The 24,193-nt window shown below is 71.1% G+C and carries 27 protein-coding genes; 12 read left to right on the plus strand and 15 right to left on the minus strand.

Annotated elements, in window-relative coordinates:
* Positions 1 to 29 precede the first annotated feature (29 nt).
* The 3 genes from mce to Vau01_RS03380 all read left to right on the plus strand — a co-directional run bounded on the left by mce (position 30) and on the right by Vau01_RS03380 (position 3,895).
* The gene (mce, locus tag Vau01_RS03370; RefSeq protein WP_203987040.1) at positions 30 to 470 is read left to right on the plus strand and encodes a methylmalonyl-CoA epimerase; all 441 of its coding nucleotides are present in this window, start codon (positions 30 to 32) and stop codon (positions 468 to 470) included.
* A gap of 96 nt (positions 471 to 566) precedes the next feature.
* Positions 567 to 1,826 carry a coiled-coil domain-containing protein gene (locus Vau01_RS03375; RefSeq protein ID WP_203987043.1) on the plus strand — a complete coding sequence of 420 codons (1,260 nt, stop codon included), beginning with the start codon at positions 567 to 569 and terminating at the stop codon, positions 1,824 to 1,826.
* A gap of 74 nt (positions 1,827 to 1,900) precedes the next feature.
* On the plus strand, positions 1,901 to 3,895 hold the full coding sequence (locus tag Vau01_RS03380) for a coiled-coil domain-containing protein (RefSeq protein ID WP_203987044.1): 1,995 nt from the start codon (positions 1,901 to 1,903) through the stop codon (positions 3,893 to 3,895).
* Between the two features lie 4 nt (positions 3,896 to 3,899).
* On the opposite strand, the gene Vau01_RS03385 is transcribed toward Vau01_RS03380, so the two are convergent.
* Complete coding sequence (locus Vau01_RS03385) at positions 3,900 to 4,187, minus strand: Rv1322 family protein (RefSeq protein WP_203987047.1); 288 nt, start codon at positions 4,185 to 4,187, stop codon at positions 3,900 to 3,902.
* 10 nt (positions 4,188 to 4,197) lie between these two features.
* A complete protein-coding gene (locus tag Vau01_RS03390) occupies positions 4,198 to 5,571 on the minus strand; it encodes a 3-hydroxyacyl-CoA dehydrogenase (protein ID WP_203987050.1) in 1,374 nt (457 codons plus the stop codon).
* A 49-nt stretch (positions 5,572 to 5,620) separates the two neighbouring features.
* Between Vau01_RS03390 and Vau01_RS03395 the strand changes: the two genes are divergently transcribed.
* Complete coding sequence (locus Vau01_RS03395) at positions 5,621 to 6,304, plus strand: SDR family NAD(P)-dependent oxidoreductase (protein ID WP_203987053.1); 684 nt, start codon at positions 5,621 to 5,623, stop codon at positions 6,302 to 6,304.
* Positions 6,305 to 6,314: 10 nt separating this feature from the next.
* Positions 6,315 to 7,823 (plus strand): aldehyde dehydrogenase family protein, encoded by a 1,509-nt coding sequence (locus Vau01_RS03400; RefSeq protein WP_203987056.1) that lies wholly within the window; start codon positions 6,315 to 6,317, stop codon positions 7,821 to 7,823.
* Here the strand turns inward: Vau01_RS03400 and Vau01_RS03405 are convergent.
* Genes Vau01_RS03405 through nucS form a run of 3 tightly spaced genes read right to left on the minus strand, consistent with a single transcriptional unit; the run spans position 7,801 to position 9,655 of the window.
* The gene (locus Vau01_RS03405; RefSeq protein ID WP_203987059.1) at positions 7,801 to 8,553 is read right to left on the minus strand and encodes a tRNA(His) guanylyltransferase Thg1 family protein; all 753 of its coding nucleotides are present in this window, start codon (positions 8,551 to 8,553) and stop codon (positions 7,801 to 7,803) included. The two genes, Vau01_RS03400 and Vau01_RS03405, sit on opposite strands and share 23 nt — an antisense overlap.
* Positions 8,553 to 9,059, minus strand: coding sequence for an AAA family ATPase (locus Vau01_RS63140; protein WP_239151277.1), 507 nt, complete (start codon positions 9,057 to 9,059; stop codon positions 8,553 to 8,555). Before Vau01_RS63140 ends, Vau01_RS03405 begins: the two co-directional genes overlap by 1 nt.
* Positions 8,996 to 9,655, minus strand: a complete 660-nt coding sequence (gene nucS, locus Vau01_RS03415) for an endonuclease NucS (RefSeq protein WP_203987061.1) — start codon at positions 9,653 to 9,655, stop codon at positions 8,996 to 8,998. The genes Vau01_RS63140 and nucS overlap by 64 nt, the downstream gene beginning before the upstream one ends.
* Positions 9,656 to 9,713: 58 nt before the next feature.
* Between nucS and Vau01_RS03420 the strand changes: the two genes are divergently transcribed.
* Genes Vau01_RS03420 through Vau01_RS03435 form a run of 4 tightly spaced genes read left to right on the plus strand, consistent with a single transcriptional unit; the run spans position 9,714 to position 12,416 of the window.
* A complete protein-coding gene (locus Vau01_RS03420; protein WP_203987063.1) occupies positions 9,714 to 10,088 on the plus strand; it encodes a DUF4259 domain-containing protein in 375 nt (124 codons plus the stop codon).
* Between the two features lie 29 nt (positions 10,089 to 10,117).
* Positions 10,118 to 10,726, plus strand: coding sequence for a DUF4126 domain-containing protein (locus Vau01_RS03425; protein WP_203987065.1), 609 nt, complete (start codon positions 10,118 to 10,120; stop codon positions 10,724 to 10,726).
* Between the two features lie 26 nt (positions 10,727 to 10,752).
* Complete coding sequence (locus tag Vau01_RS03430; protein WP_203987066.1) at positions 10,753 to 11,592, plus strand: ABC transporter ATP-binding protein; 840 nt, start codon at positions 10,753 to 10,755, stop codon at positions 11,590 to 11,592.
* On the plus strand, positions 11,589 to 12,416 hold the full coding sequence (locus Vau01_RS03435) for an ABC transporter permease (protein WP_203987068.1): 828 nt from the start codon (positions 11,589 to 11,591) through the stop codon (positions 12,414 to 12,416). The genes Vau01_RS03430 and Vau01_RS03435 overlap by 4 nt, the downstream gene beginning before the upstream one ends.
* A gap of 6 nt (positions 12,417 to 12,422) precedes the next feature.
* Here the strand turns inward: Vau01_RS03435 and Vau01_RS03440 are convergent, their stop codons facing one another.
* Positions 12,423 to 13,226 carry an ABC transporter permease gene (locus Vau01_RS03440; protein WP_203987070.1) on the minus strand — a complete coding sequence of 268 codons (804 nt, stop codon included), beginning with the start codon at positions 13,224 to 13,226 and terminating at the stop codon, positions 12,423 to 12,425.
* On the minus strand, positions 13,223 to 14,167 hold the full coding sequence (locus Vau01_RS03445) for an ATP-binding cassette domain-containing protein (protein ID WP_203987071.1): 945 nt from the start codon (positions 14,165 to 14,167) through the stop codon (positions 13,223 to 13,225). Before Vau01_RS03445 ends, Vau01_RS03440 begins: the two co-directional genes overlap by 4 nt.
* Before the next feature lie 1,084 nt (positions 14,168 to 15,251).
* Between Vau01_RS03445 and Vau01_RS03450 the strand changes: the two genes are divergently transcribed.
* Positions 15,252 to 16,361, plus strand: a complete 1,110-nt coding sequence (locus tag Vau01_RS03450; RefSeq protein WP_203987074.1) for a zinc ribbon domain-containing protein — start codon at positions 15,252 to 15,254, stop codon at positions 16,359 to 16,361.
* Position 16,362: 1 nt separating this feature from the next.
* On the opposite strand, the gene Vau01_RS03455 is transcribed toward Vau01_RS03450, so the two are convergent.
* The 3 genes from Vau01_RS03455 to Vau01_RS03465 all read right to left on the minus strand — a co-directional run bounded on the left by Vau01_RS03455 (position 16,363) and on the right by Vau01_RS03465 (position 18,689).
* Positions 16,363 to 17,670 (minus strand): alpha/beta fold hydrolase, encoded by a 1,308-nt coding sequence (locus Vau01_RS03455; protein ID WP_239151267.1) that lies wholly within the window; start codon positions 17,668 to 17,670, stop codon positions 16,363 to 16,365.
* A 73-nt stretch (positions 17,671 to 17,743) separates the two neighbouring features.
* Positions 17,744 to 18,127 carry a VOC family protein gene (locus Vau01_RS03460; protein ID WP_203987077.1) on the minus strand — a complete coding sequence of 128 codons (384 nt, stop codon included), beginning with the start codon at positions 18,125 to 18,127 and terminating at the stop codon, positions 17,744 to 17,746.
* Positions 18,108 to 18,689, minus strand: coding sequence for a cob(I)yrinic acid a,c-diamide adenosyltransferase (locus Vau01_RS03465; protein WP_203987079.1), 582 nt, complete (start codon positions 18,687 to 18,689; stop codon positions 18,108 to 18,110). The genes Vau01_RS03460 and Vau01_RS03465 overlap by 20 nt, the downstream gene beginning before the upstream one ends.
* Before the next feature lie 23 nt (positions 18,690 to 18,712).
* Between Vau01_RS03465 and murA the strand changes: the two genes are divergently transcribed.
* Positions 18,713 to 19,993, plus strand: a complete 1,281-nt coding sequence (gene murA / locus Vau01_RS03470; protein WP_203987081.1) for a UDP-N-acetylglucosamine 1-carboxyvinyltransferase — start codon at positions 18,713 to 18,715, stop codon at positions 19,991 to 19,993.
* A complete protein-coding gene (locus tag Vau01_RS03475; protein WP_203987083.1) occupies positions 19,990 to 20,505 on the plus strand; it encodes a GNAT family N-acetyltransferase in 516 nt (171 codons plus the stop codon). The genes murA and Vau01_RS03475 overlap by 4 nt, the downstream gene beginning before the upstream one ends.
* On the opposite strand, the gene Vau01_RS03480 is transcribed toward Vau01_RS03475, so the two are convergent.
* The 5 genes from Vau01_RS03480 to Vau01_RS03500 form a co-directional block, all read right to left on the minus strand.
* Positions 20,502 to 20,825 carry a hypothetical protein gene (locus Vau01_RS03480; protein WP_203987085.1) on the minus strand — a complete coding sequence of 108 codons (324 nt, stop codon included), beginning with the start codon at positions 20,823 to 20,825 and terminating at the stop codon, positions 20,502 to 20,504. The two genes, Vau01_RS03475 and Vau01_RS03480, sit on opposite strands and share 4 nt — an antisense overlap.
* An 88-nt stretch (positions 20,826 to 20,913) precedes the next feature.
* Positions 20,914 to 21,360 (minus strand): DUF2550 domain-containing protein, encoded by a 447-nt coding sequence (locus Vau01_RS03485; protein ID WP_203987087.1) that lies wholly within the window; start codon positions 21,358 to 21,360, stop codon positions 20,914 to 20,916.
* A gap of 13 nt (positions 21,361 to 21,373) precedes the next feature.
* Positions 21,374 to 21,646, minus strand: coding sequence for a F0F1 ATP synthase subunit epsilon (locus tag Vau01_RS03490; RefSeq protein ID WP_203987089.1), 273 nt, complete (start codon positions 21,644 to 21,646; stop codon positions 21,374 to 21,376).
* Between the two features lie 179 nt (positions 21,647 to 21,825).
* Positions 21,826 to 23,265, minus strand: a complete 1,440-nt coding sequence (gene atpD, locus Vau01_RS03495; protein ID WP_203987091.1) for a F0F1 ATP synthase subunit beta — start codon at positions 23,263 to 23,265, stop codon at positions 21,826 to 21,828.
* Complete coding sequence (locus Vau01_RS03500; RefSeq protein ID WP_203987093.1) at positions 23,265 to 24,191, minus strand: F0F1 ATP synthase subunit gamma; 927 nt, start codon at positions 24,189 to 24,191, stop codon at positions 23,265 to 23,267. The genes atpD and Vau01_RS03500 overlap by 1 nt, the downstream gene beginning before the upstream one ends.
* Between the last annotated feature and the right edge of the window lie 2 nt (positions 24,192 to 24,193).

The following is a 24,193-nucleotide window of genomic DNA, read 5'->3' on the forward strand; positions in this document are numbered from 1 at the left end:
TAACGTTGGTTCAGGTAAACACTACCGGCATGACGTTCGACGGACTGCCGGGCCTCCTCCGCATCGACCACGTCGGCATCGCGGTGCCCGACCTCGACGCCGCGATCGAGTTCTACGGTCGGGTCTTCGGGATGGCGTGCGTACACACCGAGGTCAACGACGACCAGGGGGTACGCGAGGCGATGCTGACGGTCGGCGACGGGACCAGCCGGCTGCAACTGCTCGCGCCGCTGCGCGACGACTCGGCGATCGCGAAGTTCCTCGCGAAGTCCGGCCCCGGCCTCCAGCAGATCGCGTACACCGTTTCGGACGTCGAAGCGGCGGCCGACGCGGTGCGGGCGAAGGGCCTCCGGGTGCTGTACGAGCAGCCACGACGGGGTACGGCGGGGTCACGGATCAACTTCGTCCACCCGAAGGACTGCGGCGGGGTACTGGTCGAACTCGTCGAGCCCCTACACCCCCAGGGCTGATTCCGCTCCAAGATCGCGGAAAGTAATGCAAATGGCGGCCGAACGTCGTCCGTACGGTCTTGCGGTCTCCGGGGGAGGGTCTGCAAGTATGAGCGAATGCCTCAGCCGCAGCAGCCTAATAACCTCGCCTTCTTTGACGGTGCCAGTGGCGCCGCAGAGTTCAGTGTCGTTCTGCGCGGCTACGACCGCGCCCAGGTCGACAATTTCATCCAGCAACGCGAGGCCGCGCTCTCGCAGTCCGAGCGCGACCGCGGCGAGGCCGAGCAGCGCATGACCGATGCGCAGCGCCGGCTGCGGCAGGCCGAGCAGCGCATGTCGGCGATGGAACAGAAGATCGCCGACGCGAACAAGCAACTCGAGGAGAACAACCGGCCGACGCTCTCCGGGCTCGGCACGCGGGTCGAGCAGATCCTGCGGCTGGCCGAGGAGCAGGCCAACGACCACCGGGGCGAAGCGAAGCGCGAGTCGGAGGGCATCACGTCCGCGGCCCGGCTCGAGGCCCGCGAGATCACCGACAAGGCGCGCGCCGAGGCCGCCGCCATGAAGGCGACCGCCGAGCGCGAGGCGAGCAACCTGCGCACCGCCGCCGAGCGGGAGGCCGCCGAGGCGCGGGTGCAGGCCCGGCGCGAGTCCGACACGCTGCGGGCCGAGGCCGACCGCGAGACCAAGGCGCTGCGCGCGGCCACCGCGCATGAGGTCGCCGAGCTGAAGGCCACCGTCGAGCGCGAGGTGTCGACGCTGCGGGCCACCGCCGAGCGCGAGATCACCCAGCTCCGCGCGAAGGCCGCCCGCGAGGCCGAGGAGAAGCGCGCCGAGGCGACGAAGCTTCTCGCCGACGCCCGCGACAAGCGCGACAAGGACCTGCAGGCCCTCGAAGAGGAGCTGTCCGAGCGCCGCGAGCGGGCCGAGCGCGACGAGAACCAGCGCCACACCGCCGCCGTCGCCGCCACGCAGAAGCTGGTGCGCGAGGCCGAGCAGCGGGCCCGGGCCGCCGAGCAGCACGCGAAGGAGACCGAGCAGCGGGCCGAGACCCGCCGCGTCGAGAGCGAGCGGCACGCGGCCGACACGATGGACAAGGCGAAGTCGCTGTCCGAGAAGACCGTCAACGAGGCCCGGGCCGAGGCGCACCGCCTCCTCACCGACGCCCGCAGCGAGGCCGAAAGCGCCACCAACACGGCCCGCCGCGCGGTCGACGACCTCACCCGTCAGAAGGACGCCGTCACCGCCCAGCTCGGCCAGATGCTCTCCGGCCTGGCCGGCATCGTGCCGACGCAGCAGCCGCCGGCCGCCGCCGAGCAGAAGTCCCCGAAGGCAGCCGGCGCCGGCGACAACGGCGCCACGAAGATCACTGCCTGACGAGATCGTCCCAACATCCCGTCGCACCGGTGCCTCGCCGGACGCGGCGGGATGTTGCGTGTGAGGATGGATCCATGTCGCACGGCGAAGACCTCCTCCCGATCGGTCCGGGCAACGCCCCGGAAGCAACGTTCGACGTCGCCCTCCGGGGCTACGACAAACGACAGGTCGACAGGTTCGTCGCCCACGTGGAAACCGAGTTGGGGGCGCTCTCCGCCGAACGCGAGGCGGCGTTCGCGCACGCGCAGGCGCTCGCCACCCAGATGCAGGCGCTCGAGAACGAGCTGGCTGACCTGCGGCGTCGCACCGCTGCCGGCGGAACCGTGTCGTTCCGGCACCTCGGCCCGCGGGTCGAGCAGATCCTGGCGCTCGCCGAGGAGCAGGCCGACGCGATCCGCGCCGGTGCCACGCACGACATCGAGAGTCAGCGGTCCGAAGCGGAACGAATTCTCAACGATGCGCGAGAACGGGCAAACCAGGCCATTCGGGACTTCGAACTGGCGCTCGCCTCGCGTCGGCACGAGGAGGACGAAGCCGCCGTCGCCCGCCGCGCGAAGATCGACACCGAGCTGCGCGACATCCGCGACGAAATCGTGCGGCAGCGCTCCGAGGCGGAGAAGGGCGTCGCCGCCGCGCAGGCCGAGGCCAACCGGCTGAGCGAGGCGACCATCGCCTACGCCAAGAAGTTGCGGGCCGAAACCGAGGCCGAACTCGCCGAACTGCGCGCCAAGGGCGAGCAGGAGCAGCAGCAGTGGCGCGCCGCCCTGCAGAAGGAGCAGAGCCAGGCGAAGGCGGCGGCCGAGCAGCACGCCACGTCGCTGAAGGCCGAGGCGGAGAAGGCCGCCGCCGAGATCAGCGCCGCGGCCGAGAAGGCCGCCGCCGCGATCAAGGCCGCCGCCGAGGAGGACGTCGCTCCGCTGCGCGGCCAGGTCGAGGAGCTGCACCGCCAGGCCGAAAAGCTTCGAGCGGACGCCGAGCAGCACGCCGCCACGCTGAAGGCCGACGCCGAACAGCACGCCAGCACGCTGAAGACCACCGCGGAAGCCGACGCCGTCGCCCTGCGGTCCGCCGCCGAGGAGGAGGTGGGCCCGCTCCGCGTCCAGGCGGAGGAGCTCCGCAAGGAGGCCGAGGAGCAGGTCAGGTCGCAGGTCGACCGGGCCGACCGGGAAGCCGCCGCGCTGCGCCGCGACGCCGAGCAGCACGCATCACTCGTCCGGGCGACGATCGAGCAGGAGCGCACGGTCGCCCGCGAGGCACTCGCCGCGGAGATGCGCCAGTCGCGCGACGCCGCCCAGGCCGAGCTCACCGCGATCCGCCAGGCCACCGAGGCGTACGCGGCGCAGATGCGCTCCGCCGCCGAGTCCGACGCCACCCGCCTGCGCGGCGAGGCCGCCGCCATGCACGCCGAGGCCGAGCGCATGCGCGGCGACGCCACCCAGCTGGTCGCCGAGCTGCACCAGCTGCGCACGGAGAGCGATCAGCTGCGGGCCCAGCTGGCCAAGGCGCACAAGGACGCCGAGGAGGCCCGCACGGCCGCCGAGGAGGCGCAGGCCGAGCTGGCCAAGGTGCGTCCCCCGGCCGGCGCCGGCGGCAAGCAGGTGCGGTCCGCCACCCAGCGCGTCAAGGCGGCCGCCGAACGCGCCGCCGCGGCCGCCGACGGCCTGGCCGACGCCGCGGAACGCGCCGAGGCCACCGGGCGGTCGGCCGAGTCGGCCGGTGTCGCCGCGGAGGCGGCCGAGGTCAGCGCCGAGGCCGCGAAGGCGCAGGCCGAGAAGCTGATCGAGTCCACCGACCCGGAGAACTCCGAGGTCACCGCGGCGGTGACCGCAGCCGCCGCGGCTGACCCCGATAGCACCCAGGTCGTGAAGCCCGCGTCGGACCCCGACAGCACGCAGGTCGTGAAGCCGGCCGCCGACCCCGACAGCACGCAGGTGGTCGGCACGGCGGGCGACCCGAACAGCACCCAGGTCCTGGCGACCCCGGCGGGTGACCAGGACAACACCCAGGTGCTCACCACGACCGAGGACACCCAGCGCGTCCCCGGCAGCAAGGCCGCCGCCCGCCGCTGAGAGCTCAGGTCGGGCGGCGGCGGTCGCGGGCCCGCCAGCACGGGGTGTGCCAGTGCCGCCGGTCGCCCAGGTCGCCCCGGCCGTCGGCCGGCCAGGCCACCACGTGGGCGACACCGGGGCGGATCTCCTGGGCGCAACCCGGGCACCGGTACAGCTTCGACGCCGCGCGGCCGGGGATCGTCCGCACCAGCCACTCACCGTCGTGCCAGGCCTGGACGGACTCGGAGCGCTGGGCGCGTTCCAGGTCGAGCGGCGGCACCTCGTCGCGACGGTGGTGGCGACGGGGGCTCATGATTGACAGCTTAGGTCCGGAACCTCCGACCGGCCGTCACCAGCTGTTCCAGGAGCGGCGCCGGTGCCAGGCCGGGCTCGGGCGTCTCGCGGTGCAGCGCCCGCAGCCCCGAGAGGACCGTCTCCGGGCCGATCGAGTCGAGCAGCTCGAACGGCCCCACCGGGTAGCCGCAGCCGAGTTTCATCGCGTGGTCGATGTCGTCGACGGTCGCGTACGACGCCTCCAGCATCTTCACCGCGTCGTTCAGGTAGGGGAACAGCAGCGCGTTCACCACCCGGCCGCTGCGGTCGCCGCACACGACGGGCACGAGGCCGCGTTCCGTGCACGAAGCGACCGCGGCGGCGACGGCCGCGTCGCTCGTCAGTACCGTGCGGACGACCTCGGCCAGCTTGTCGCCGTGCACGAACAGGCCGACCACCTCGGACGGGCGGTCGGTGGCCATCGCGGCCCCGATCACCGGCTCGTCGGTCACGGTCACGAAGTCGGCTGACGACCCGACCGGCGCCGCGTCGGGAGCGGCGGCCGACTCCCCGTAGGTGTAGAAGCCGCGGCCGGTCTTGCGCCCCAGGAGCCCGGCGGTCACCATCTGCCGGAGCAGCGGCGCCGCCGCGTGCCGCACGTTCCGGCCGCCCCGCTCGTACATCGTGTCGAGCACCTCGAGCCCGACGTCCAGACCGATCAGGTCGAGCAGGGTGAGCGGACCCATCGGCAGCCCGCCGCCCAGCCGCATCGCCGCGTCGAGGTCGTCGCGGCTCACGAACCCGTGCTCGACCATCGAGACGGCCTGGTTGAGGTAGCCGAACAGCAGCGCGTTCGCGACGAACCCGGCCCGGTCACCGATCGTGACGCCGACCTTGCCGAGCCGACCGCAGAGCGCCTGCGCGTCGGCAACGACCGCCGGGTCCGTCACCACCGTCCGCACGATCTCGACCAGCTTCATCACCGGCGCGGGGTTGAAGAAATGCAGGCCGACGACCCGGTCGGGCCGGTCGGTGGAGACCGCGATCTCGGTGACGGACAGCGACGACGTGTTCGACGCGAGGATCGCCGACGGCTTGCAGACCTTCGACAGCTCGCCGAACACGCGACGCTTGAGGTCCAGCCGCTCCGGCACCGCCTCGACCACCAGGTCGACGTCGGCGAGGCCGGCCATCCCCACCACGAACGTGACCCGGCCGACCAGCGCGTCGCGGTCGTCGGGCGAGAGCTTGCCGCGGGCCACCGCCCGGTCGGTCGACCCGGTGAGGTGCGCGCGTCCGCGCTCCAGCGCCGGCTCGTCGATCTCCGACGCGACCACCCGGAGCCCGGCGCGGGCGAACACCTCGACGATCCCGGCGCCCATCGTGCCCAGCCCGACAACGCCGACCGCGGTGAACTCAGCCATGCCCGCAGTCTCGCACGCGGTTACCTGCAGGTAGCCGTAGGCTCCCGGGGTGCGGAGTTTTCTGATCACCGGCGTGTCGCGCGGGCTGGGTGAGGCGCTGTTCGAGCAGCTGGCGGCCGATCCGGAGCACCGGGTCGTCGGCGTCGGCCGGACGTTCACCGACCACCAGCGGGCCCTGGCGGCGGCCGAGCCCGACCGGATCTCGCTGTACGAGGTGGACTTCTCGACGACGGAGCCCGCTCTCGCGCGTCCCATGAAAGCCGCAACCGGCGCCACGGAGCGCGCCCACCTGGTCCTCAATGCCGGGATGGTCGAACCGGTCGGCGCGATCGGAACCCTGCGCCCGGCCGACCTCGCGGACTCCGTGACGGTCAACCTGACCGCGCCCATGATCGCCGCCGACGCGTTCGTGCGCGCCCTGCCCGCGGGGACGCCGGCCTCCGTGCTGTTCATCTCGTCGGGGGCGGCGACGCGGCCGATCGAGGGCTGGGCGGCGTACTGCGCGGCGAAGGCCGGCGGCGAGATGTTCTTCCGGGTGCTCGCCGAGGAGCGGCCCGACCTGTACGTGGCGAACATCAACCCGGGCCGGATGGACACCGGGATGCAGGGGGTGCTGCGCCGGTCGGAGTTCCCGACGAAGCAGTCCTACGTCGACGCGCACGAACGCGGGCAGCTCGCACGGGCCCGCGATGTCGCCGCGAGAATCATTTCGGAGCACGTTACCGACGAGTAAAGTGCCGGTCATGACCGCCACGCGGATCCCGGGCACGCCATTTGTCGACGACGGTGCGTTGGTCTCGACCAACCCGGCGACCGGCGAGGAGGTCGGCCGGTTCCCGGTCGCCTCGGCCGACGAGGTGACGGCGGCGGTCGAGCGGGCGCGAACGGCCCAGGAGTGGTGGGCCGCGCTCGGCTTCGCGGGCCGCAGGACACGGCTGCTGAAGTACCGGGCCCTGGTCGCCCAGCGCATGGAGGAACTGGCCGCGCTCATGCGGCGCGAGGGCGGCAAGCCCGAGGTCGACGCCGTGGTCGAACTGGCGAGCGCGATCGATCACGTGCACTGGGCGGCGACGAACGCCCGGCGGGTGCTGCGGTTGCGGCGGGTGCGCGCGGCCCGGCTGCAACTGGAGTTCGCGTCGTCGGTCGAGTACCAGCCGCACGGGGTGGTCGGCGTGATCGGCCCGTGGAACTACCCGGTGTTCACGCCGATGGGCTCGATCGGGTACGCGCTGGCGGCCGGGAACGCCGTGGTCTACAAGCCGAGCGAGTACACGCCCGCGGTGGGTCAGTGGCTGGTCGAGCGGTTCGCCGAGGTGGTGCCCGAGCACCCCGTACTCCAGATCGTGCACGGGCTGGGCGAGACGGGTGCGGCGCTGTGCCGGTCGGGCGTCAACAAGATCGCGTTCACCGGGTCGACGGCGACCGGCAAGCGGGTGATGGCCGCCTGCGCCGAGTCGTTGACGCCGGTGCTGGTCGAGTGCGGCGGCAAGGACGCGATGATCGTCGACAGCGACGCCGACCTCACGGCGGCGGCCGACGCGGCGCTCTGGGGCGGGGTCTACAACGCCGGTCAGACGTGCGTCGGCATCGAGCGCGTGTACGTGGTGTCGTCGGTGGCCGACCGGTTCGTGGCCGAACTGGTCGCCTCCGCGTCGAAGCTGAAGGTGGGCTTCGAGGAGGGCTCCGAGGTCGGTCCGATCACGATGCCGGCGCAGGTGGAGATCATCCGGCGGCACATCGACGACGCGGTGGCCGCCGGCGCCACGGTGGCCCTGGGCGGCCCCGACGCCGTGAAGCCGCCGTACGTGCACCCGACGATCCTGGTCGACGTGCCGGAGACCAGTGCCGCGGTGCGCGAGGAGACGTTCGGGCCGGTGCTCGTCGTGAACCGCGTGCGCGACGCCGACGAGGCGATCGAGCGGGCCAACGCGGTCTCGTACGGCCTGGGTGGGGCCGTCTTCTCGAAGCGCCGGGCGCGCGCGATCGACCTCGCCCGGCGGCTGCGGTCGGGGATGACCGCGGTCAACTCGGTGCTGTCGTTCGCGGGGACGCCGAGCGTGCCGTTCGGTGGCGTCGGCGACTCGGGCTTCGGCCGGATCCACGGCGACGACGGGCTCCGCGAGTTCACCCGCCCGAAGTCGATCACGGCCCGCCGGGCCCGGTCGGTGCTGCCGGCGACGACGTTCCGCCGCGACCCCGCCGCCACCGCCCGCCGCCTCATCAAGATCATCAAGCTGGTGCACGGCCGCTGACCAGCGCCCGGTACTCCTCCCCCATCGGCAGGTCACGGTTCACGACGACGCGACGCCGCGTCGTCGTCACCGTCTCCTGCCGCACCGGGTCGAAGCCGTCGTGGCCGAACTCCTCGAACCACAGGCCGACCCCGCGCCGCTGCCACGCCGGCACCTCGTTGAAGTTGACCCCGCGCGCGTACAGCAGTTCGTTCTTGCCGGACACGTCCAGCCCGTCCAACCGCTTCGTCGCCGCCCGCGCCGACAGGCCCTCGCCGCGCAGCGTCCAGTAGCACCAGCCGTTCAGCGCGCACCGCGCGGCGTCGGCCTGCCGCCAGGAGAAGTAGTCGACCACGTCGCCGACGCCGGTACCGAGCCAGACGCGCGAGTCGAACACCCCGGCGACGCCGGCCGCCAGCGTGAACGCCGCCGACGCCACGCCGGCCGAGATCGACACCAGCTTCTCGACCGAGCGCCCGAACAGCGCCCAGTGCGGATCGAGTGCCACCGAGATCTCGTCGCTCTCGGTGTACGCGTAGACGCCGCCGAGTTCGGTGAGCAGGTTCTCGGCCGCCGTGACCATCACGGCGGAGAACCGCTCGTCGAACGGCTTGTCGTAACGCTCGGACGTGAGCCGCGAGAAGGACCGGCCGTCGACCCGCACGATCGCCCACGCGCCGGGCAGCAGCGTGAGGCCGTGGTACCACTCGCGGGCGCGCTGGGCGCTGTCGAGGTCCTTGAGGCGCATCATCACTCCACGGTGAAGCCGCCCTCGCCGTCGAACCGGACGACGTACACGGCGTCGAACCTCTCGGCCGGGTGCGGCCCCATGAGGCGCTTCAGCGTGTCATAGAGGCCCACGTCGGGCACGCGCGTTTTCGGTGGGCGCGCCGCATTGCGCGCCACCGAGCCGTCGCGATCGGGCGGAAACCAATAGGCGACGGTGTGCGCACCGTATTCGCGCGCGATCGCCAACAGTCCGCGCCGATCGGCGATCGACGGGTTCGTGTTGTCGACGGCGACGTTGCGCTGGGCCGTCAGCAGCTCGGTGAGCAGCGCCAACTGGCGGTGCTCGCGCCGCTGCGCGTTCGGCCAGTTGTCCTTGCTGACGTGCGCGTGGGTGCCCGCCAGCCGCTGCTGGTAGAACGTCGTCTTGCCCGACGCCTGCAGCCCGATGAGTACGGCGACCTGGATCAGAACAGCGTCATTTCGTCGCGCTTGATCCCGCGCAGCGTCTCGTAGTCGAGCACCACGCAGCGGATCCCCCGGTCCTCGGCCAGCACCCGGGCCTGCGGCTTGATCTCCTGCGCGGCGAAGATCCCGCGCACCGGTGCGAGCAGCGGATCGCGGTTCAGCAGCTCCAGGTACCGCGTGAGCTGCTCGACGCCGTCGATCTCGCCGCGCCGCTTGATCTCCACCGCCACGGTCGCGTTCGACGCGTCGCGGCACAGCAGGTCGACGGGGCCGATCGCGGTCGGGTACTCGCGGCGGACCAGCGTGTACCCGTCACCGAGAACGGTGGGGTTCGCGGCCAGCAGTACCTGCAAATGCGCCTCCACGCCGTCCTTCTGCAGGCCGGGGTCGACGCCCAGATCGTGCATCGAGTCGTGGAGGACCTCCTCCAGGGTGATCCGCAACTCCTCGCCGGCCTTGTTCACCACCCGCCACACGCCGGGCGACTCCTCGACCCGGCACGGCGGGCTCATCCAGTTCAGGGGCTTGTAGGCGCGGTCGTCGGCGTGGATCGACACCGACCCGTCGGCCTTGAGCATCACCAGGCGGGTGGCGAGCGGGAGATGCGCGGTGAGCCGACCGATGTAGTCGACCGAGCAGCGGGCGATGAGCAGGCGCACCCGGGGAGCCTAAAGGAAGCCGTGCGGATGGGCGAAAGCGGTGACAGAATCCGGTTCCGTGGGTGCGTGGGACTCCGGGCCGTTCGACAACGACGAAGCGGCCGACTTTGCAGGTCAGCTCGACGAGGCCGACCCGAACGAGCGGATCGTTCTGATCCGGGAGGCACTGCAGGTCGGTGCCGACAGCGACGACGAGGAGGCGTTCGCGCGGGCGGTCGCCGCCGCGGCGGTGCTCGCCGCCACCCGGGCCGACATCCCGGTCGACTGGAGCTACGCGCCGAAGTTCGACGTCGAGGGCCTCGACGCGCCCGACGACCTCGTGGAACTGGCGGTGCTGGCGCTCGACGCCGTGGCCGACAGCGACTCCGAGTACGCCGAGCTGTTCGGCGAGGCGGGCACGCTCGAGACGCTCAGGTCCGCCCTCGTCATGTAGAGGTGGCACGGCGGTGCCATCCTGGGTTGGTGCTCGAAGCGCTCATGGGAACCGGTCTCGCCGCCTCGGCCGGCCTCAACGCGTACATCCCGCTGCTGATGGTCGGCCTGCTGGCCCGGTTCACCGATGTCATCACCCTGCCGTCGGGCTGGGACTGGATCGAGAACCCGTGGATGCTCGGGCTCATCGGGGTGCTGCTCACCATCGAGTTCTTCGCCGACAAGATCCCGGTCGTCGACCACATCAACGACTTCATCCAGACGGTCATCCGGCCGACGTCGGGCGGGATCGTGTTCGGTGCCTCGTCGGGCTCGCACACGGCGGTGATCACCGACCCGGCGCAGTACTACGAGTCCAAACAGTGGGTGCCGGTGGTCTCCGGCATCGTGATCTCGCTGGTCGTGCACCTGATGAAGGCCGGGGTGCGTGCCGGCGTCAACTCGGTGACGCTGGGCTTCGGTGCGCCGGTGATGAGCGTGGCCGAGGACACGGTGAGCGTCTTCATGTCGCTGTCCGCGATCCTGGCGCCGTTCCTGGTGATCTTCTTCCTGATCATGATCGTGGTGCTGTTCTTCTGGGCGAGACGACGGCGTAAGCGCCGCAAGGCCGCCAAGCTGGCAGCGGCCCGGGGGTACTAAAGGCGAGCCGGGTAGGGTGGCGTCACGTGGACGCCATCGAGGTCCGTGGCCTGCGCAAAGCCTACGGAGACACGGTCGCCGTGGCCGGTGTCGACCTCACCGTGGCGTCCGGCGAGGTCTTCGCCCTTCTCGGTCCGAACGGCGCCGGCAAGACCACCACGATCGAGATTCTCGAGGGCTACCGCCCCCGTGACTCCGGCACCGTCTCCGTGCTCGGCCGCGACCCGGCCACCGCCGGCGCCGACTGGCGGGCCCGGGTCGGCATGGTGCTGCAGACCAGCGGCGAGTTCGACGCGCTCACCGTCGCCGAGGTGGTGCACCACTTCGCGGCGTTCTACCCGCGGTCCGACGACCCGGACGCCGTCATCGAGCGGGTCGGGCTCGGCGGGAAGCGCGCCGCCCGCACCCACGTCCTCTCCGGTGGCCAGAAGCGCCGCCTCGACGTCGCGCTCGGCATCGTCGGCCGGCCCGAGCTGCTGTTCCTCGACGAGCCGACCACCGGCTTCGACCCGCAGGCACGTCTCGAATTCTGGCAGCTCATCCGCGACCTGGCCGCCGCCGGAACCACGATCCTCCTCACCACCCACTACCTGCACGAGGCCGAGGCCCTCGCCGATCGCGTCGGTGTCATGGCCGACGGTCGCGTGGTCGCGGTCGCGCCGCCCGCCGAGCTCGGTGGCCGCGCGACGGCCGCGGCCGTCGTCAGCTGGCAGTCGGGTGACGGCGTGCGCGAGGCCGTCACCGACGAGCCGACCGCGTTCGTGCGGCAGCTCTCCGAGGAGTACGGCGGCGAGGTGCCCGGGTTGACCGTGAACCGGCCCACGCTGGAGGACGTATACCTGCGCATGATCGGCGGCGTCTCATGACTACGACCCTGGAGAATCGCGTGGCCGTCGACCGCCGACCGAACGCGCTACGGCTGGGCATTCGCCGGGGTGGGCTGGAGATCCGGCAGTTCCTGCGCAGCCGCGAGTCGGTGGTGTTCACGCTGGCGTTCCCGGTGATGCTGCTGGTGATCTTCGGGTCGGTGTTCGACGACAACGAGGTCGCCGACGGCGTCCCCTTCACGCAGTACTTCGTGGCCGGGATGATCGCGGCGGGCCTGCTCACCGTCGGGTTCCAGAACCTCGCCATCATGATTCCGATCGAACGCGACCGGGGCGCGCTCAAGCGGCTGCGCGGCACCCCGATGCCGCCGACGGCGTTCTTCCTGGGCAAGGTGCTCATGGTGCTCGCCATCGGCGCGGCCGAGACCGTGCTCCTGCTCGTGATGGCGTTCACGCTGTACGACGTCCCGGTGCCCGGCCCGGCTCAGTGGGTGACGTTCCTCTGGGTGTCGGTGCTCGGCATCACCGCGTGCACGCTGTGCGGCGTCGCGTTCTCGTCGCTGGTCCGCAGCGGGCGCGGCGCACCGGCCATGGTGACGCCGGTCGCGCTCGGACTTCAGTTCATCTCCGGCGTGTTCTCGCTGTTCACGAACCTGCCGCCGTGGATGCAGCAGCTGGCGGCGCTGTTCCCGCTGAAGTGGATGACCCAGGGCATGCGGGCGGTGTTCCTGCCCCCGTCGTTCGCGGCCCACGAGCCGGCGGGGTCGTCCGAGCTCGGCCTGGTGGCGCTGGTGCTGGTGCTGTGGTGCGTCGGCGCCCTGGTCGTGAGCCGCCTGACGTTCCGCTGGACCAGCCGCGACTGAGGGTTTCTATTTCCCGGCGGCCTTGCGGTACTTCGTGATCGACAGCGGCACGAAGATCGCGAGCATCACGATGATGTAGAAGACCGACAGCAGGATCGGGTGGTCGGCGGGGAAGCCGTCGCCGCGGGCGATCGCGGCCGGCGCGTTGCCCCAGAGGTCGCGCAGCGCCAGCACCACGGAGCTGAACGGGTTCCACTCGGCCACCGGCTGGAGCCAGTCGGGCAGGGTGCTCGTGGAGATGAACGCGTTCGACAGGAACGTCACCGGGAACATCCAGATGAGACCGGCCGACTGGGCCACCTCGACGCTGCTCACCGAGAGCCCGATCACCGCCGCCACCCAGCTGATCGCGTAGCCGAACGCGAGCAGCAGCAGGAACCCGGCGGCCACCTCGACCGCGCTGGTGTGCGTGCGCCAGCCGACGAGCAGGCCGCAGATCACCATGATGACCAGCACCAGCAGGTTGCTCAGCAGGTCGGACGTGGTGCGCCCGACGAGCACCGCCGCCCGCGACATGGGCAGCGACCGGAACCGGTCGATGATGCCCTTCTGCAGGTCGTCGGCGAGGCCGATCGCGGTGATGCCCGACCCGAACATCACGGTCTGCGCGAAGATGCCGGCCATCAGGTACTCGCGGTAGTTGACGCCGGGAATCGGGATCGCGCCGCCGAACACGTACGCGAACAGCACCACGAACATGACCGGCTGGATCGTCGAGAACAGCAGCAGGTCGGGAATCCGCTTGATCTTGATGAGGTTGCGCTTGGCGACGACCCAGCCGTCGAGGAACGCAAAAGCCAGAGCGCTCACTTGCGCACCTCCGCAGCCTGACCGGTGAGGGAGAGGAACACGTCGTCGAGCGTGGCGCGGTGGATGCCGATGTCGGCGACCTCCACGCCCACGGCGTCGAGGCGGCGCACCACCTCGATGAGCGTCTTCGCACCGTTCGGGGCCGGTGCGGTCAACTGGAGGACGTCGATCACCGGCGCCTCGCCGCAGATCTCCTTGAGCACGGTGGCCGCCGCCTCGACGTCGCCGGCGGCGTCGACCACCACCTCGACGCGTTCGCCGCCCACCTGGCGTTTCAGCTCGGTGGGCGTGCCGAGCGCGATGGCCTTGCCCTGGTCGATGACCAGCACCGTGTCGGCGAGCTTGTCGGCCTCCTCCAGGTACTGGGTGGTGAGCAGCAGCGTGCAGCCGCTGCGCACCCGTTCCTGGATGACCTCCCACATGCCCAGCCGGCTGCGCGGGTCGAGCCCGGTGGTCGGCTCGTCGAGGAACAGCACCGGCGGCGACGTGACCAGCGCGGCCGCCAGGTCGAGCCGGCGCCGCATGCCGCCGGAGTACGTCTTGGCGGGCCGGTTCGCGGCGTCGCTGATGTCGAACCGCTCCAGCAGTTCGGCGGCCCGCCGGCGGGCCTCCTTCGCGCCGATGTGGTGCAACCGCCCGACCATCTCCAGGTTCTCGAAGCCGGTGAGATGCTCGTCGACCGCGGCGTTCTGGCCGGACAGCCCGATGACCCGCCGCACCTTCTGCGGTTCGGCCAGCACGTCGATGCCGTGCACCGCGGCCCGACCGGAGTCGGGCCGCAGCAACGTCGTGAGGATGCGCACGGCCGTGGTCTTGCCGGCACCGTTCGGGCCGAGCAGACCGAGGACGGTTCCCTCGGGCACGCGCAGGTCGATGCCGTCGAGCGCACGCACCGATCCGTAGGTCTTGACGAGTGCCTCGGCCACGATGGCATCAACCATGCAACAGACCCTAGCGCCTGTTAATTGCACTTTTGACAGCGTGTTGCGGTCGTTGGGCGTCAGGATGTGGTTACCGTCGATGTGTGACGGGGGTGGGGGCTCGGCGTCGGGGGGCGGGTAAGGCGCCGTTGTGGCGGTGGGATGGTCCGGTATCGGTGTTTCGGTTGCCGGTGGATGTTCATGATCCGCGGGTACGTCGGCAGGTCGAGCGGGTGTTCTCAGCGGCGTTTGCGGTGCGGCGGGCGGTGCAGCGCGACGCGCGGTCGCGGGTGGATGCGTACTGGCCCGCGCACCGGGCCAGGGCCGCAGATGGTGGCCCGGCGGTTGTGCGGGACCGGTTGGGGTTGTCACGTACCGGGCTGGAGCGGGCGGCGTACCGGCATCTGGATGCGGCGCCGCATCTGCGTCGTCATCTGACCAAAGCCCTGGCAATGCATCTCGCCTCCGGGGTATGGGAAGCCACCGAGCGGCATCTGTTTCCGGACGCGTCGGGGCGGCGCCACGGCCGGCCGGGTCCGGGTCGGTGGTGGGAGTTCGCCACTGTTCCCGGACGGGCCCGTTCGCACACCCGGCCACGGAAGTGGGAGACGTTCCGGCTGGTCGGCACCCTGGATGGGCACCTGGCCACCTTCGGACACAGCAGTGGTCGGTTGTGGCAGCCGCGGCGGATGCCGACCGTCCACCCGACCGCCGACGGTCGAAGGGTGCGATCGTGGTGGGACCACGACGGCCCGTTCGCTGTTGTCCTGACCGGTGTCGGTGACCGGGATCTGGTGCTGCCGGTGCGGCTGCCGCAAGGGCCGGGCCGCCGACCGGTTCTGGAACACTATCTCCGCGATCGGCAACGCTGGCACAAGGTTGATCTGGTCCGCCACCGCGACCCCGGCACGCCGGGTGGGTGGCGGTACGAGGCCCATCTGATGATCCTCGGCGCCGGCCACGCCTCGCCCGCGGTGACCGCGCGGCGGGAGGCCGCTGCCCGGCTGGACCGGCGCGGTGGCGTCGACGTCAACGTCAACGTCTCCAATCTCGCGTCGTCTCTATCCCCAACACTCCCGCGGACATCGGTGCTGCGGGTGGGGTGGTGGCGTCCCGGGTGGCCCGGACCGGACAACACGATGCGGTGCTGGCGTCCGAGCGGCTGCGGCAGCGGCGCCGCAACCGGGCGTTGCAGCGATCCCGCCGGGCGGCGAACCCGACCCAGTACCTGCTGTCGCCACGGCAGCAGCGGCGGGCCGATCGACGCGCCGCCGCCGGCCTGGCGCCGGTACAGGTCACCGTGCCGGGCGGGTCCCGTCAGGCCAACACCGCCGGCGTGCCGACCGGCGCCTATCGGCGAGATGACCTGTCGAACACCTATCGCCGATTGCGTGGGCAGGCCGCCGTCGACGGAGCGGCTCATACCGCGGCCGGACGGACCCGCGCCCGCACGTTCGCCGCCGCCGTCGTCGCAGTCCACGGCCCGGACCTGACCGTCGAGGACAGCGACATCCGGGCGTGGGCCCGACACTGGGGCCGCGGCATCCACGCCTTCACCCCCGGCATGCTCCTGCAGGCCCTCCGACACGAGACCACCGCCGTCACCCTGCACCGCCACAACCGCCATCCGGGCACGGGTCTGGTCCGGGCCGGCACCCGACACACCGCCTGGACCCAGCACTGCCTGTGCGGCCGCCGCGAACCCAAAAGCCTCGGACAGCGTCGACATGAATGCCCCGCCTGCGGTCTGACCGGCGACCGCGACCTGGTCGCCGCCCTCATCGGCGCCCACACCGTCTTCACCGATACGGCCCAGCCAAGCAGCGCCCGCATCGACTGGGCCGCCGCCCACCAGACCCTCGACCGCTACGGCGTCCAGGCCATAAGACAAGGGCTGCAAGGAGCCCTGACCGAGTCAACCGGAACCCACCGCCCCGACCGCCACCACACCGGTGCCCGGCCCCGGCGGCCGCAACGCAGCCTCCTCCCGACCAGCCCGACCGGCCGGACGAGACGATGCCAGCGTGCTCGGCGAACTACCGGCATGAGCCACGACCCCACGCCACCCGGCACGGGATCGTGGCCGGTGCCCTCGACAACCCCGGATGAGACCCGAACCGCACCCGCGGCTGGGACCACACCGGAACGACGAGACGCACACCCCGGACTGTTGACCAAGCCCGACACCAAACCGGACTTGTTCAACAGGCCTTAGGTCAGAAGTCGTCGATGTTCACTGAAATACGGTGTTCGCTCGACGGCCAGTTCGGGACGTTGACCATGTCGAAGCCGCCGCCCCGTTGGCCCACCACGATCGACACCAGTGTCGGCCGGGCGGAGGCGGGGATGAACACGTCCATTCCGGTGATGAACGTCTGTGCGAAGAACGCCGGCAGCGGCGCGGTCAGGTCGGTGACGCCGTCGCTGCCCGCGTCGAACGCGAAGATCCCGATGACCCGCTTGGTGCGCGGCGCGTTGGCGGCGTTCAGGATGTTGCGCCCGTTGATCCACAGCGAGTCCCCCTCGGCACCCCACCACTCCTTCTGCCGGTTGATGGTCAGCGCGGTGTGCCGCTCGCTCGTCTCGACCAGCGCGCCGAGGCCCTCGCCGGGCCGGCTGGTCAGCAACCGCACGAACGAGTCCGACCGCAGGAACGGCTGGGAGTAGAGGTGGTGCGTGGCGGCGCCGGGCCGCACGATCGCGAACTCGTACCGCGCCGAGCCCAGCAACGGCAGCGGGCCGAACGACCCGTCTCCGCTCAGGGCGACCCGGTGCGCGGGCCGGGCCGACAGCCGGTGCCCGGTCAGCGCGCCCACCCGGTACACCTCGAGCGTGGCCCCGTCGACGCCGACGTTGCTCGGGAACAGGACGGCCCGCCCCGACACGTTGGCGATCGCTTGCGGGGCAATGCGCGTGGTGCGCGGCGCGCGGTCGGTCAGGAACGTGTAGATCTCCCGGAACGACTCCTCCGAGGAGACGGTCTGGGTGTGCGACTGGTCGGGCAGGTAGACGTTGCGGGCGCCGGCCACGGCCCGCGCCGGATCGCCTTCACCCCAGATCGCGAGAGTGGGAACGCCGCCCGGCAGCGCCGCCGCGGTGCGCCCGTCGAGGTTCACGTAGTGGGCCACGCGCGCGGCCCGCGCCGGTGAGCTGGTCAGGTACCCCTGCGACACGAACGTGCCCAGCGAGTGCCCGAGCAGGTCCACCTTGTCGGCTCCGGTCTTCGCCAGCAGGCGGGCGATGCGCTCGTCGAGCCCGGCGTACACCTGCGGCAGGATCGTGGCGATGTTCGGCGAGTCGTACTCGTGCGCCTCGATGATCTCGATGGGGTAGCCGTTCGACGCCAGGCGCTTGGCCTGCGTCTGGAACTGTGCCGCCGATCCGGCGCTGCCGTGCACGAAAACGACCGGTCGGTGCTTCGGGCCGTGCGCGGCCGCCGGGGTGGTGTGAAAAGAAGCGGAGACGGCCGTGAGCGCCATCGCGGCGGCCAGGGCGAGCAGTCTCCGGCGGGGGGTGGTGTGCACCGAATCCTCCAGAGTGGCGGGGAACGATTTTTGCACTGAGAGCGCAAGTATCGTCCTCCGTCACTGCGGAGCGCTAGGTCGCGACGAGTTCGACCTCGAAACCGTCGCGGTCCTCCAGGTAGGCGGCGTAGTGCTCGGGGCCGCCGGCCCAGGGGTGCTTGTCGGGGAACATCAGCGTCCAGCCGTGGTCGGGCGCGGCGGCGACCAGCGCGTCGAGCGACGGCCGGGATCCGGCGTGGAACGCGAGGTGGTTCAGGCCCGGGCGCAGGCGGTCATGGGTGCCTGACGAGAGGGCGGGCGACTCCTCGACCACCACGTACACGTCGCCGTCGCGCCACGACCGGCCGCCCGGCCAGTCCTGGTACCCGGTCCAGCCGAGCGACTCCAGCAGCCAGCCCCAGCTCTCCACCGCCCGTACGAGCGACGGGACCCACAGCTCAACGTGATGCAGCCCCACCCGGCACCCATTTCACGTCGCCGTCCGGGTTGGCCAGCCGCCCGAGGATGAAGAGCAGGTCGGACAGGCGGTTGAGGTAGCGGATCGCGATCGTGCTCGTCCGTTCTGCGTCGGCCTCGGCCACCACCCACGCGGCCCGCTCCGCGCGCCGGCACACCGTGCGCGCGACGTGCAGCAGCGCGGCGCCCGGCGTGCCGCTCGGCAGAATGAAGGAGTCCAATGTAGACAGTCGCGCGTTGAACTCGTCGCACCAGCCCTCGAGCCGTTCGACGTGCTCCTCGGTGACCCGGATCGGCGCCCATTTCGGGTTGGGCTGGATCGGATTGCAGAGGTCCGCGCCCACGTCGAAAAGATCGTTCTGGACGCGCACCAGCACGCCGCGCAGCTCCTCGTCGAGCGCGCCCAGGGCCACCGCGACCCCGATCGCGGCGTTGCACTCGTCGACGTCGGCGTACGCCGTGATCCGGGGATCGGTCTTCGGAACCCGGGATCCGTCGCCGAGCGCGGTGGTGCCGGTGTCGCCGGTCTTCGTGTATATGCGGGTGAGGTGTACGCGAGCCACGACGCCAGCCTAGGCTCACGCGCGTGGACCTGCTCAGAGTGTTCGGTGGCGCGCGCCTGGCCGGCGACGTCGACGTGGTCGGGGCGAAGAACTCGGCGCTGAAGCTGATGGCGGTGACGCTGCTCGCGCCGGGGCGCAGCGTCATCACCAACGTTCCGCGGATCACCGACATCGCGATCATGGCCGAGGTGCTGCGGCGGCTCGGCTGCGAGGTCACGTCGGAGGGCGACCGCATCGAGATCGACGTCCCGGACGAGTGCGGCACCGAGGCCGACTACGACCTGGTGCGGCGGCTGCGGGCGTCGATCTGCGTGCTCGGGCCGCTGCTCGCCCGGCGCGGGCACGTGCGGGTGGCGCATCCGGGCGGCGACGCGATCGGCTCGCGCGGTCTCGACATGCACGTCGCCGGGCTGCGCCGGATGGGCGCCGACATCACCAGCGAGCACGGCTTCGTGATCGCGACCGTCAGCGAGCGGCTGCACGGCGCCACGGTCTGGCTCGACTTCCCGAGCGTCGGCGCCACCGAGAACCTGCTGATGGCGGCGGTGCTCGCGAAGGGCACCACGGAGATCGACAACGCGGCACGCGAGCCGGAGATCGTCGACATCTGCGAGATGCTCACCGCCATGGGCGCGAAGATCGGCGGCGCCGGTACCAGCCAGCTCATCGTCGAGGGCGTCGACGCGTTGCGGCCCGTCGAGCACCGCACCGTCGGCGACCGCATCGTCGCCGGCACCTGGGCGTTCGCGGCGGCGATGACGCGCGGCGAGGTCACCGTGCACGGCGTGCCGGTGGCGCACCTGGAGATCGCGCTCGACAAGCTGGTCACCGCCGGCGCCGAGGTCGACCCGGTCGGCGACGGGTTCCGCGTCCGCATGGGCCGCCGCCCGACCGCCGTCGACATCGTCACGCTGCCGTTCCCCGGCTTCCCCACCGACCTGCTGCCGATGGCCGTCGGCCTCGCGGCGGTGAGCGAGGGCGCGTCGCTGATCACCGAGAACATCTTCGACGGGCGCTTCATGTTCATCCAGGAACTGGTGCGGCTGGGCGCGGAGATCCGCACCGACGGGCACCACGCGGTGGTGCGCGGCCGCGAGCGGTTGTCGGGCGCGCCGGTGAGTGCCACCGACATCCGGGCCGGCGCCGGCCTGGCCGTGGCCGCGCTCTGCGGCGACGGCGTCACGGAGGTGAGCCACGTGCACCACATCGACCGCGGCTACCCGACGTTCGCGGCCGACCTCACCGGGCTGGGCGCACACGTCGAGCGCGTGCAGGCGCCGGCCGAGCCGGTGTTCGGCCTGTGAAGGCGGTCGACGTCCGGCACGAGGAGCCGCGCGACGCCGCGCGCGTCCGGTCGGTGGTGGCCGGGGCCTTCGGGGCCGAGCCCGGCGTCGAACCGGTCGAGGCCAGGCTGCTCGACGGCCTGCGCGCCGACCCGGCGTCGATCACCACGGGGTGGGTGGTCGAGGCCGACGGCGACGTCGTCGGTCACCTGCTCGTGGTCCCGGTGACGGTCGGCGACGCGCCGGCGGCGGCGATCGGGATGGTGGCGGTGGACCCCGCGCACCAGAAGAAGGGGTACGGCGCGGAGCTGGTCGGTGCCGCGCTGGGCGAGCTGATCCAGGCCGGCGAGACGCTGGTGGTGGTGCTGGGCAACCCCGCGTACTACGGTCGCTTCGGGTTCGTGCCGGCGCCCGTGGTGGGCGTCGAGAGCCCGCTGTACCCGTCGCCGTACATGCAGGCGCTGCCGCTGCGGGTGGCGCACCCGCGGGGCGAGATCACCTATCCACGCCCGTACCGCGACCTCGAGGTCTAGACGGCGTCGCGGGCGTCTTCGTACTCGTCGCCGAACACCAGGACCCGCGCGAACCCGGCGCTGTCGGTGCCCACGGTGGCCCGGATGCCGAGCGCCATGAGCCGGTCGCGCACCGCGCGGGCCGCGGCCAGGTCGGCCGAGAGGGCGACCGTGCGGAGCAGCCCGAACTCCTCGTCGCCGCCGGCGGTTCTGGCCCTGCCGGCCCTGGCTGGCCGGACGGTCGGCTGGGCCCGCAGCGTGCCGATATCGGCGGCGACAGCGATCAGGGCAAGCACGGCGAGCGCGAGCAGCGGCCCGACCAGGAGGATCTCCAACGGCACCCGGCAAGTGTGACAAAGCCTCACGCGCGCCGGTCTCGGTCGATCGGTCCGGTTTCGGTGGTTCGAGCGTTCAGTTGGCGCGCACGCCTCAGTGCGGTGGCGCGGCCAGGCGGCGCGACGACGAACCGGGCGGGGCCGCCTCGATCCAGGACAGGAAGCCGGTGAGGGTGGACCTCGCCATCGCGATCTCGACCGACGAGCGCCGATCGGCGCACCGGATCACGACCCAGTCGGCCGGCATGGTGAAGCGCTCGGCGTCGTCGGGCTGGCGCCGGCCCTGTACGGACACGTCGCGGCGGCTCAGGATGCGGCGCGGACGCGGCGAGAAGCTGAACACGCGGTACCAGCGGAGCTCATCGCCCTTGAAGCGGGCCAGGCCGTGCGACCAGCCGCGGCCGGCGACGAGCGTGGTGAGGCGGAGGCTGACGTCGATCGTGCCGCCACCACGGGTGATGGCGGCACGACGGAAGAACAGGGCCGCGAGCGCAAGCAGCACTATCAGGACACCGATGCCGACCCACTGAAGGACGCCCATCGATGTCCGCCCGCTACCGCTTCTCGTCTGAGAACTCGCAGGACTCCGCGAGAATCGTGACGCCCTCGCCGGTTACCGAGAGGAACCCGCCGGAGACCTCGTACCGGGACTCGACGCCGTCGTGCTTGATGCGGACCTCGCTGGGCTCCTTGAGCAGGCCGAGCAGCGGTGCGTGACCGGGGAGCACCCCGAGCTCACCCTCGGTGGTGCGGGCCACCACCATGTCTGCGGTGCCCGACCAGACCTTCTCTTCGACGGCCACCAGCTCAACCTGTAGCTGCGCCACTGCGATTCTCCTTGCCTGCGGCGGTGGCCCGAGTTTAGCCAACCGGGTTCCACCACTGTTGGTGAGGGCAAAAGTTTATGGAGCTCTTTAGGTACCTTGCGGTCAAAAAGATCTTGGACGCCGCGCAGCGGCTAAACCGTGCGAGACGTCCAAGACCGGGCTTTTCGAATCGGGACGAATCAGTCCTTCATCAGCTCGTGCGCCTTCTTTTCAAGGTCCTCGATGCCGCCGCACATGAAGAACGCCTGCTCCGGGAAGTGGTCGAACTCACCCTCGGAAAGGCGCTTGAACGCCTCGACCGTCTCCTTGATCGGGACGAACGAACCCTCGATGCCGGTGAACTGCGTCGCCGCGTAGGTGTTCTGCGACAGGAACCGCTCGACCCGGCGGGCCCGGTTCACCGTGATCTTGTCTTCCTCGGACAGTTCGTCCATACCGAGGATGGCGATGATGTCCTGCAGGTCCTTGTACCGCTGCAGGATCCGCTTGACCTCCTGCGCCACCGTGTAGTGCTCGTTGCCGACGTACTCCGGCGCAAGGATCCGCGACGTCGACGCCAGCGGGTCGACCGCCGGGTAGATGCCCTTGTCGGAGATCGACCGCTCCAGGTTGGTGGTGGCGTCGAGGTGGGCGAACGTGGTGGCCGGCGCCGGGTCGGTGTAGTCGTCGGCGGGCACGTAGATCGCCTGCATCGAGGTGATCGCCTTGCCCTTGACCGACGTGATCCGCTCCTGCAACTGGCCCATCTCGTCGGCCAGCGTCGGCTGGTAACCCACGGCCGACGGCATGCGACCGAGCAGGGTCGACACCTCGGAACCGGCCTGGGTGAACCGGAAGATGTTGTCGATGAAGAGCAGCACCTCCTGGTTCTGCACGTCGCGGAAGTACTCCGCCATCGTCAGCGCGGAGAGCGCGACGCGCAGACGCGTGCCCGGCGGCTCGTCCATCTGACCGAAGACCAGCGCGGTCTTGTCGATGACCTCGGACTCCGTCATCTCGGCGATGAGGTCGTTGCCCTCACGGGTGCGCTCACCCACGCCGGCGAACACCGACGTACCACCGAAGTTGTTGGCGACCCGGATGATCATCTCCTGGATGAGCACCGTCTTGCCCACGCCGGCGCCGCCGAACAGGCCGATCTTGCCGCCCTTGACGTACGGGGCGAGCAGGTCGAGCACCTTGATGCCGGTCTCCAGCATCTCGGTCTTCGGCTCCAGGTCGGCGAAGGGCGGCGGCTGGCGGTGGATGCCCCAGCGCTCGGCGCCGTCGAGGGTCGACGGGTCGGCGTTGAGCACCTCGCCGATCGCGTTGAACACCTTGCCCTTGGTGACGTCGCCGACGGGCACCGTGATCGGGCCGCCGGTGTCGCGCACCTCGGCGCCGCGCACGAGGCCGTCGGTGGGCTGCATCGAGATGGCGCGCACCATGTTGTCGCCCAGGTGCTGGGCGACCTCCAGGGTGAGCCTCCGCTCGCCGCCCGCCAGCGTCACGTTGACGTGCATGGCGTTGAACATCCCCGGCATGGCGTCCCGCGGGAACTCGGCGTCGACGACCGGGCCGATGACCCGGACGACCCGGCCCACGCCCGTCTGGGTGCCGGGCTCAAGTACAGCAGTCATCACACATCACTTCCCGATGCGGCGAGCGCTTCAACGCCGCCGACAATCTCGCTGATCTCCTGGGTGATCGCAGCCTGACGAGCCGAGTTCATCTCCCGCGTGAGCGACTTGATGACCTCTTCGGCGTTGTCGGTGGCGCTCTTCATCGCCCGCCGCCGGGACGCCGACTCGCTGGCCGCCGAGTCCAGCAACGCCGCGAACAGCCGCGCGTTGATGTACTTCGGCAGCAGCGCCGCCAGCAGTTCCTCGGGCTCGGGTTCGAACTCGTACGCCGGCCGCGGACCGGTCACCTCGCGCTCCTCGACCTGCATCGGCGCGAGCAACCGCACCTTCGGGATCTGCGTGAGCAGCGACTTGAACTCGGTGTGCACCAGGTACAGCTCGTCGACGCCGTAGATCCCGTCGGGACCCGGGCCGTCGACCGTGTCGTCGGCACCGGCCTCGAACGCGGCCAGCAGCGTCTCGCCGACCTCGCGCGCGTTGTCGAAGTCGGGACGCTCGGAGAAGCCGGTCCAGCTCGCCTCGACCGGACGCCCCCGGAACTTGAAGAAGCCCACGCCCTTCCGGCCGATCACGAACAGCACCGGCTGCTTGCCGTCGCGCTCCAGCCGGGCCCGCAACTGCTCGGTGGCCCGCAGCACGTTGGCGTTGTAGCCACCGGCCAGACCGCGGTCGCTCGTGATCACCAGGATGCCGGCCCGACGGACCTGCTCCCGTGGCTTGAGCAGCGGGTGGTCGATGCTCGCGTTGGACGCCAGCGCGGTGAGCACGCCGGTGATCGCCTCGGCGTAGGGACGGGACGCGGCGACCCTGGCCTGGGCCTTCGCGATCCGGCTGGTGGCGACCAGCTCCTGCGCCTTGGTGATCTTCTTCATGGACTTCACCGACCGGATGCGACGCCGGAGCGGTAGCAGCTGGGCGGGCATGC

This window comes from Virgisporangium aurantiacum, from assembly GCF_016863635.1.
Lineage (GTDB): Bacteria > Actinomycetota > Actinomycetes > Mycobacteriales > Micromonosporaceae > Virgisporangium > Virgisporangium aurantiacum.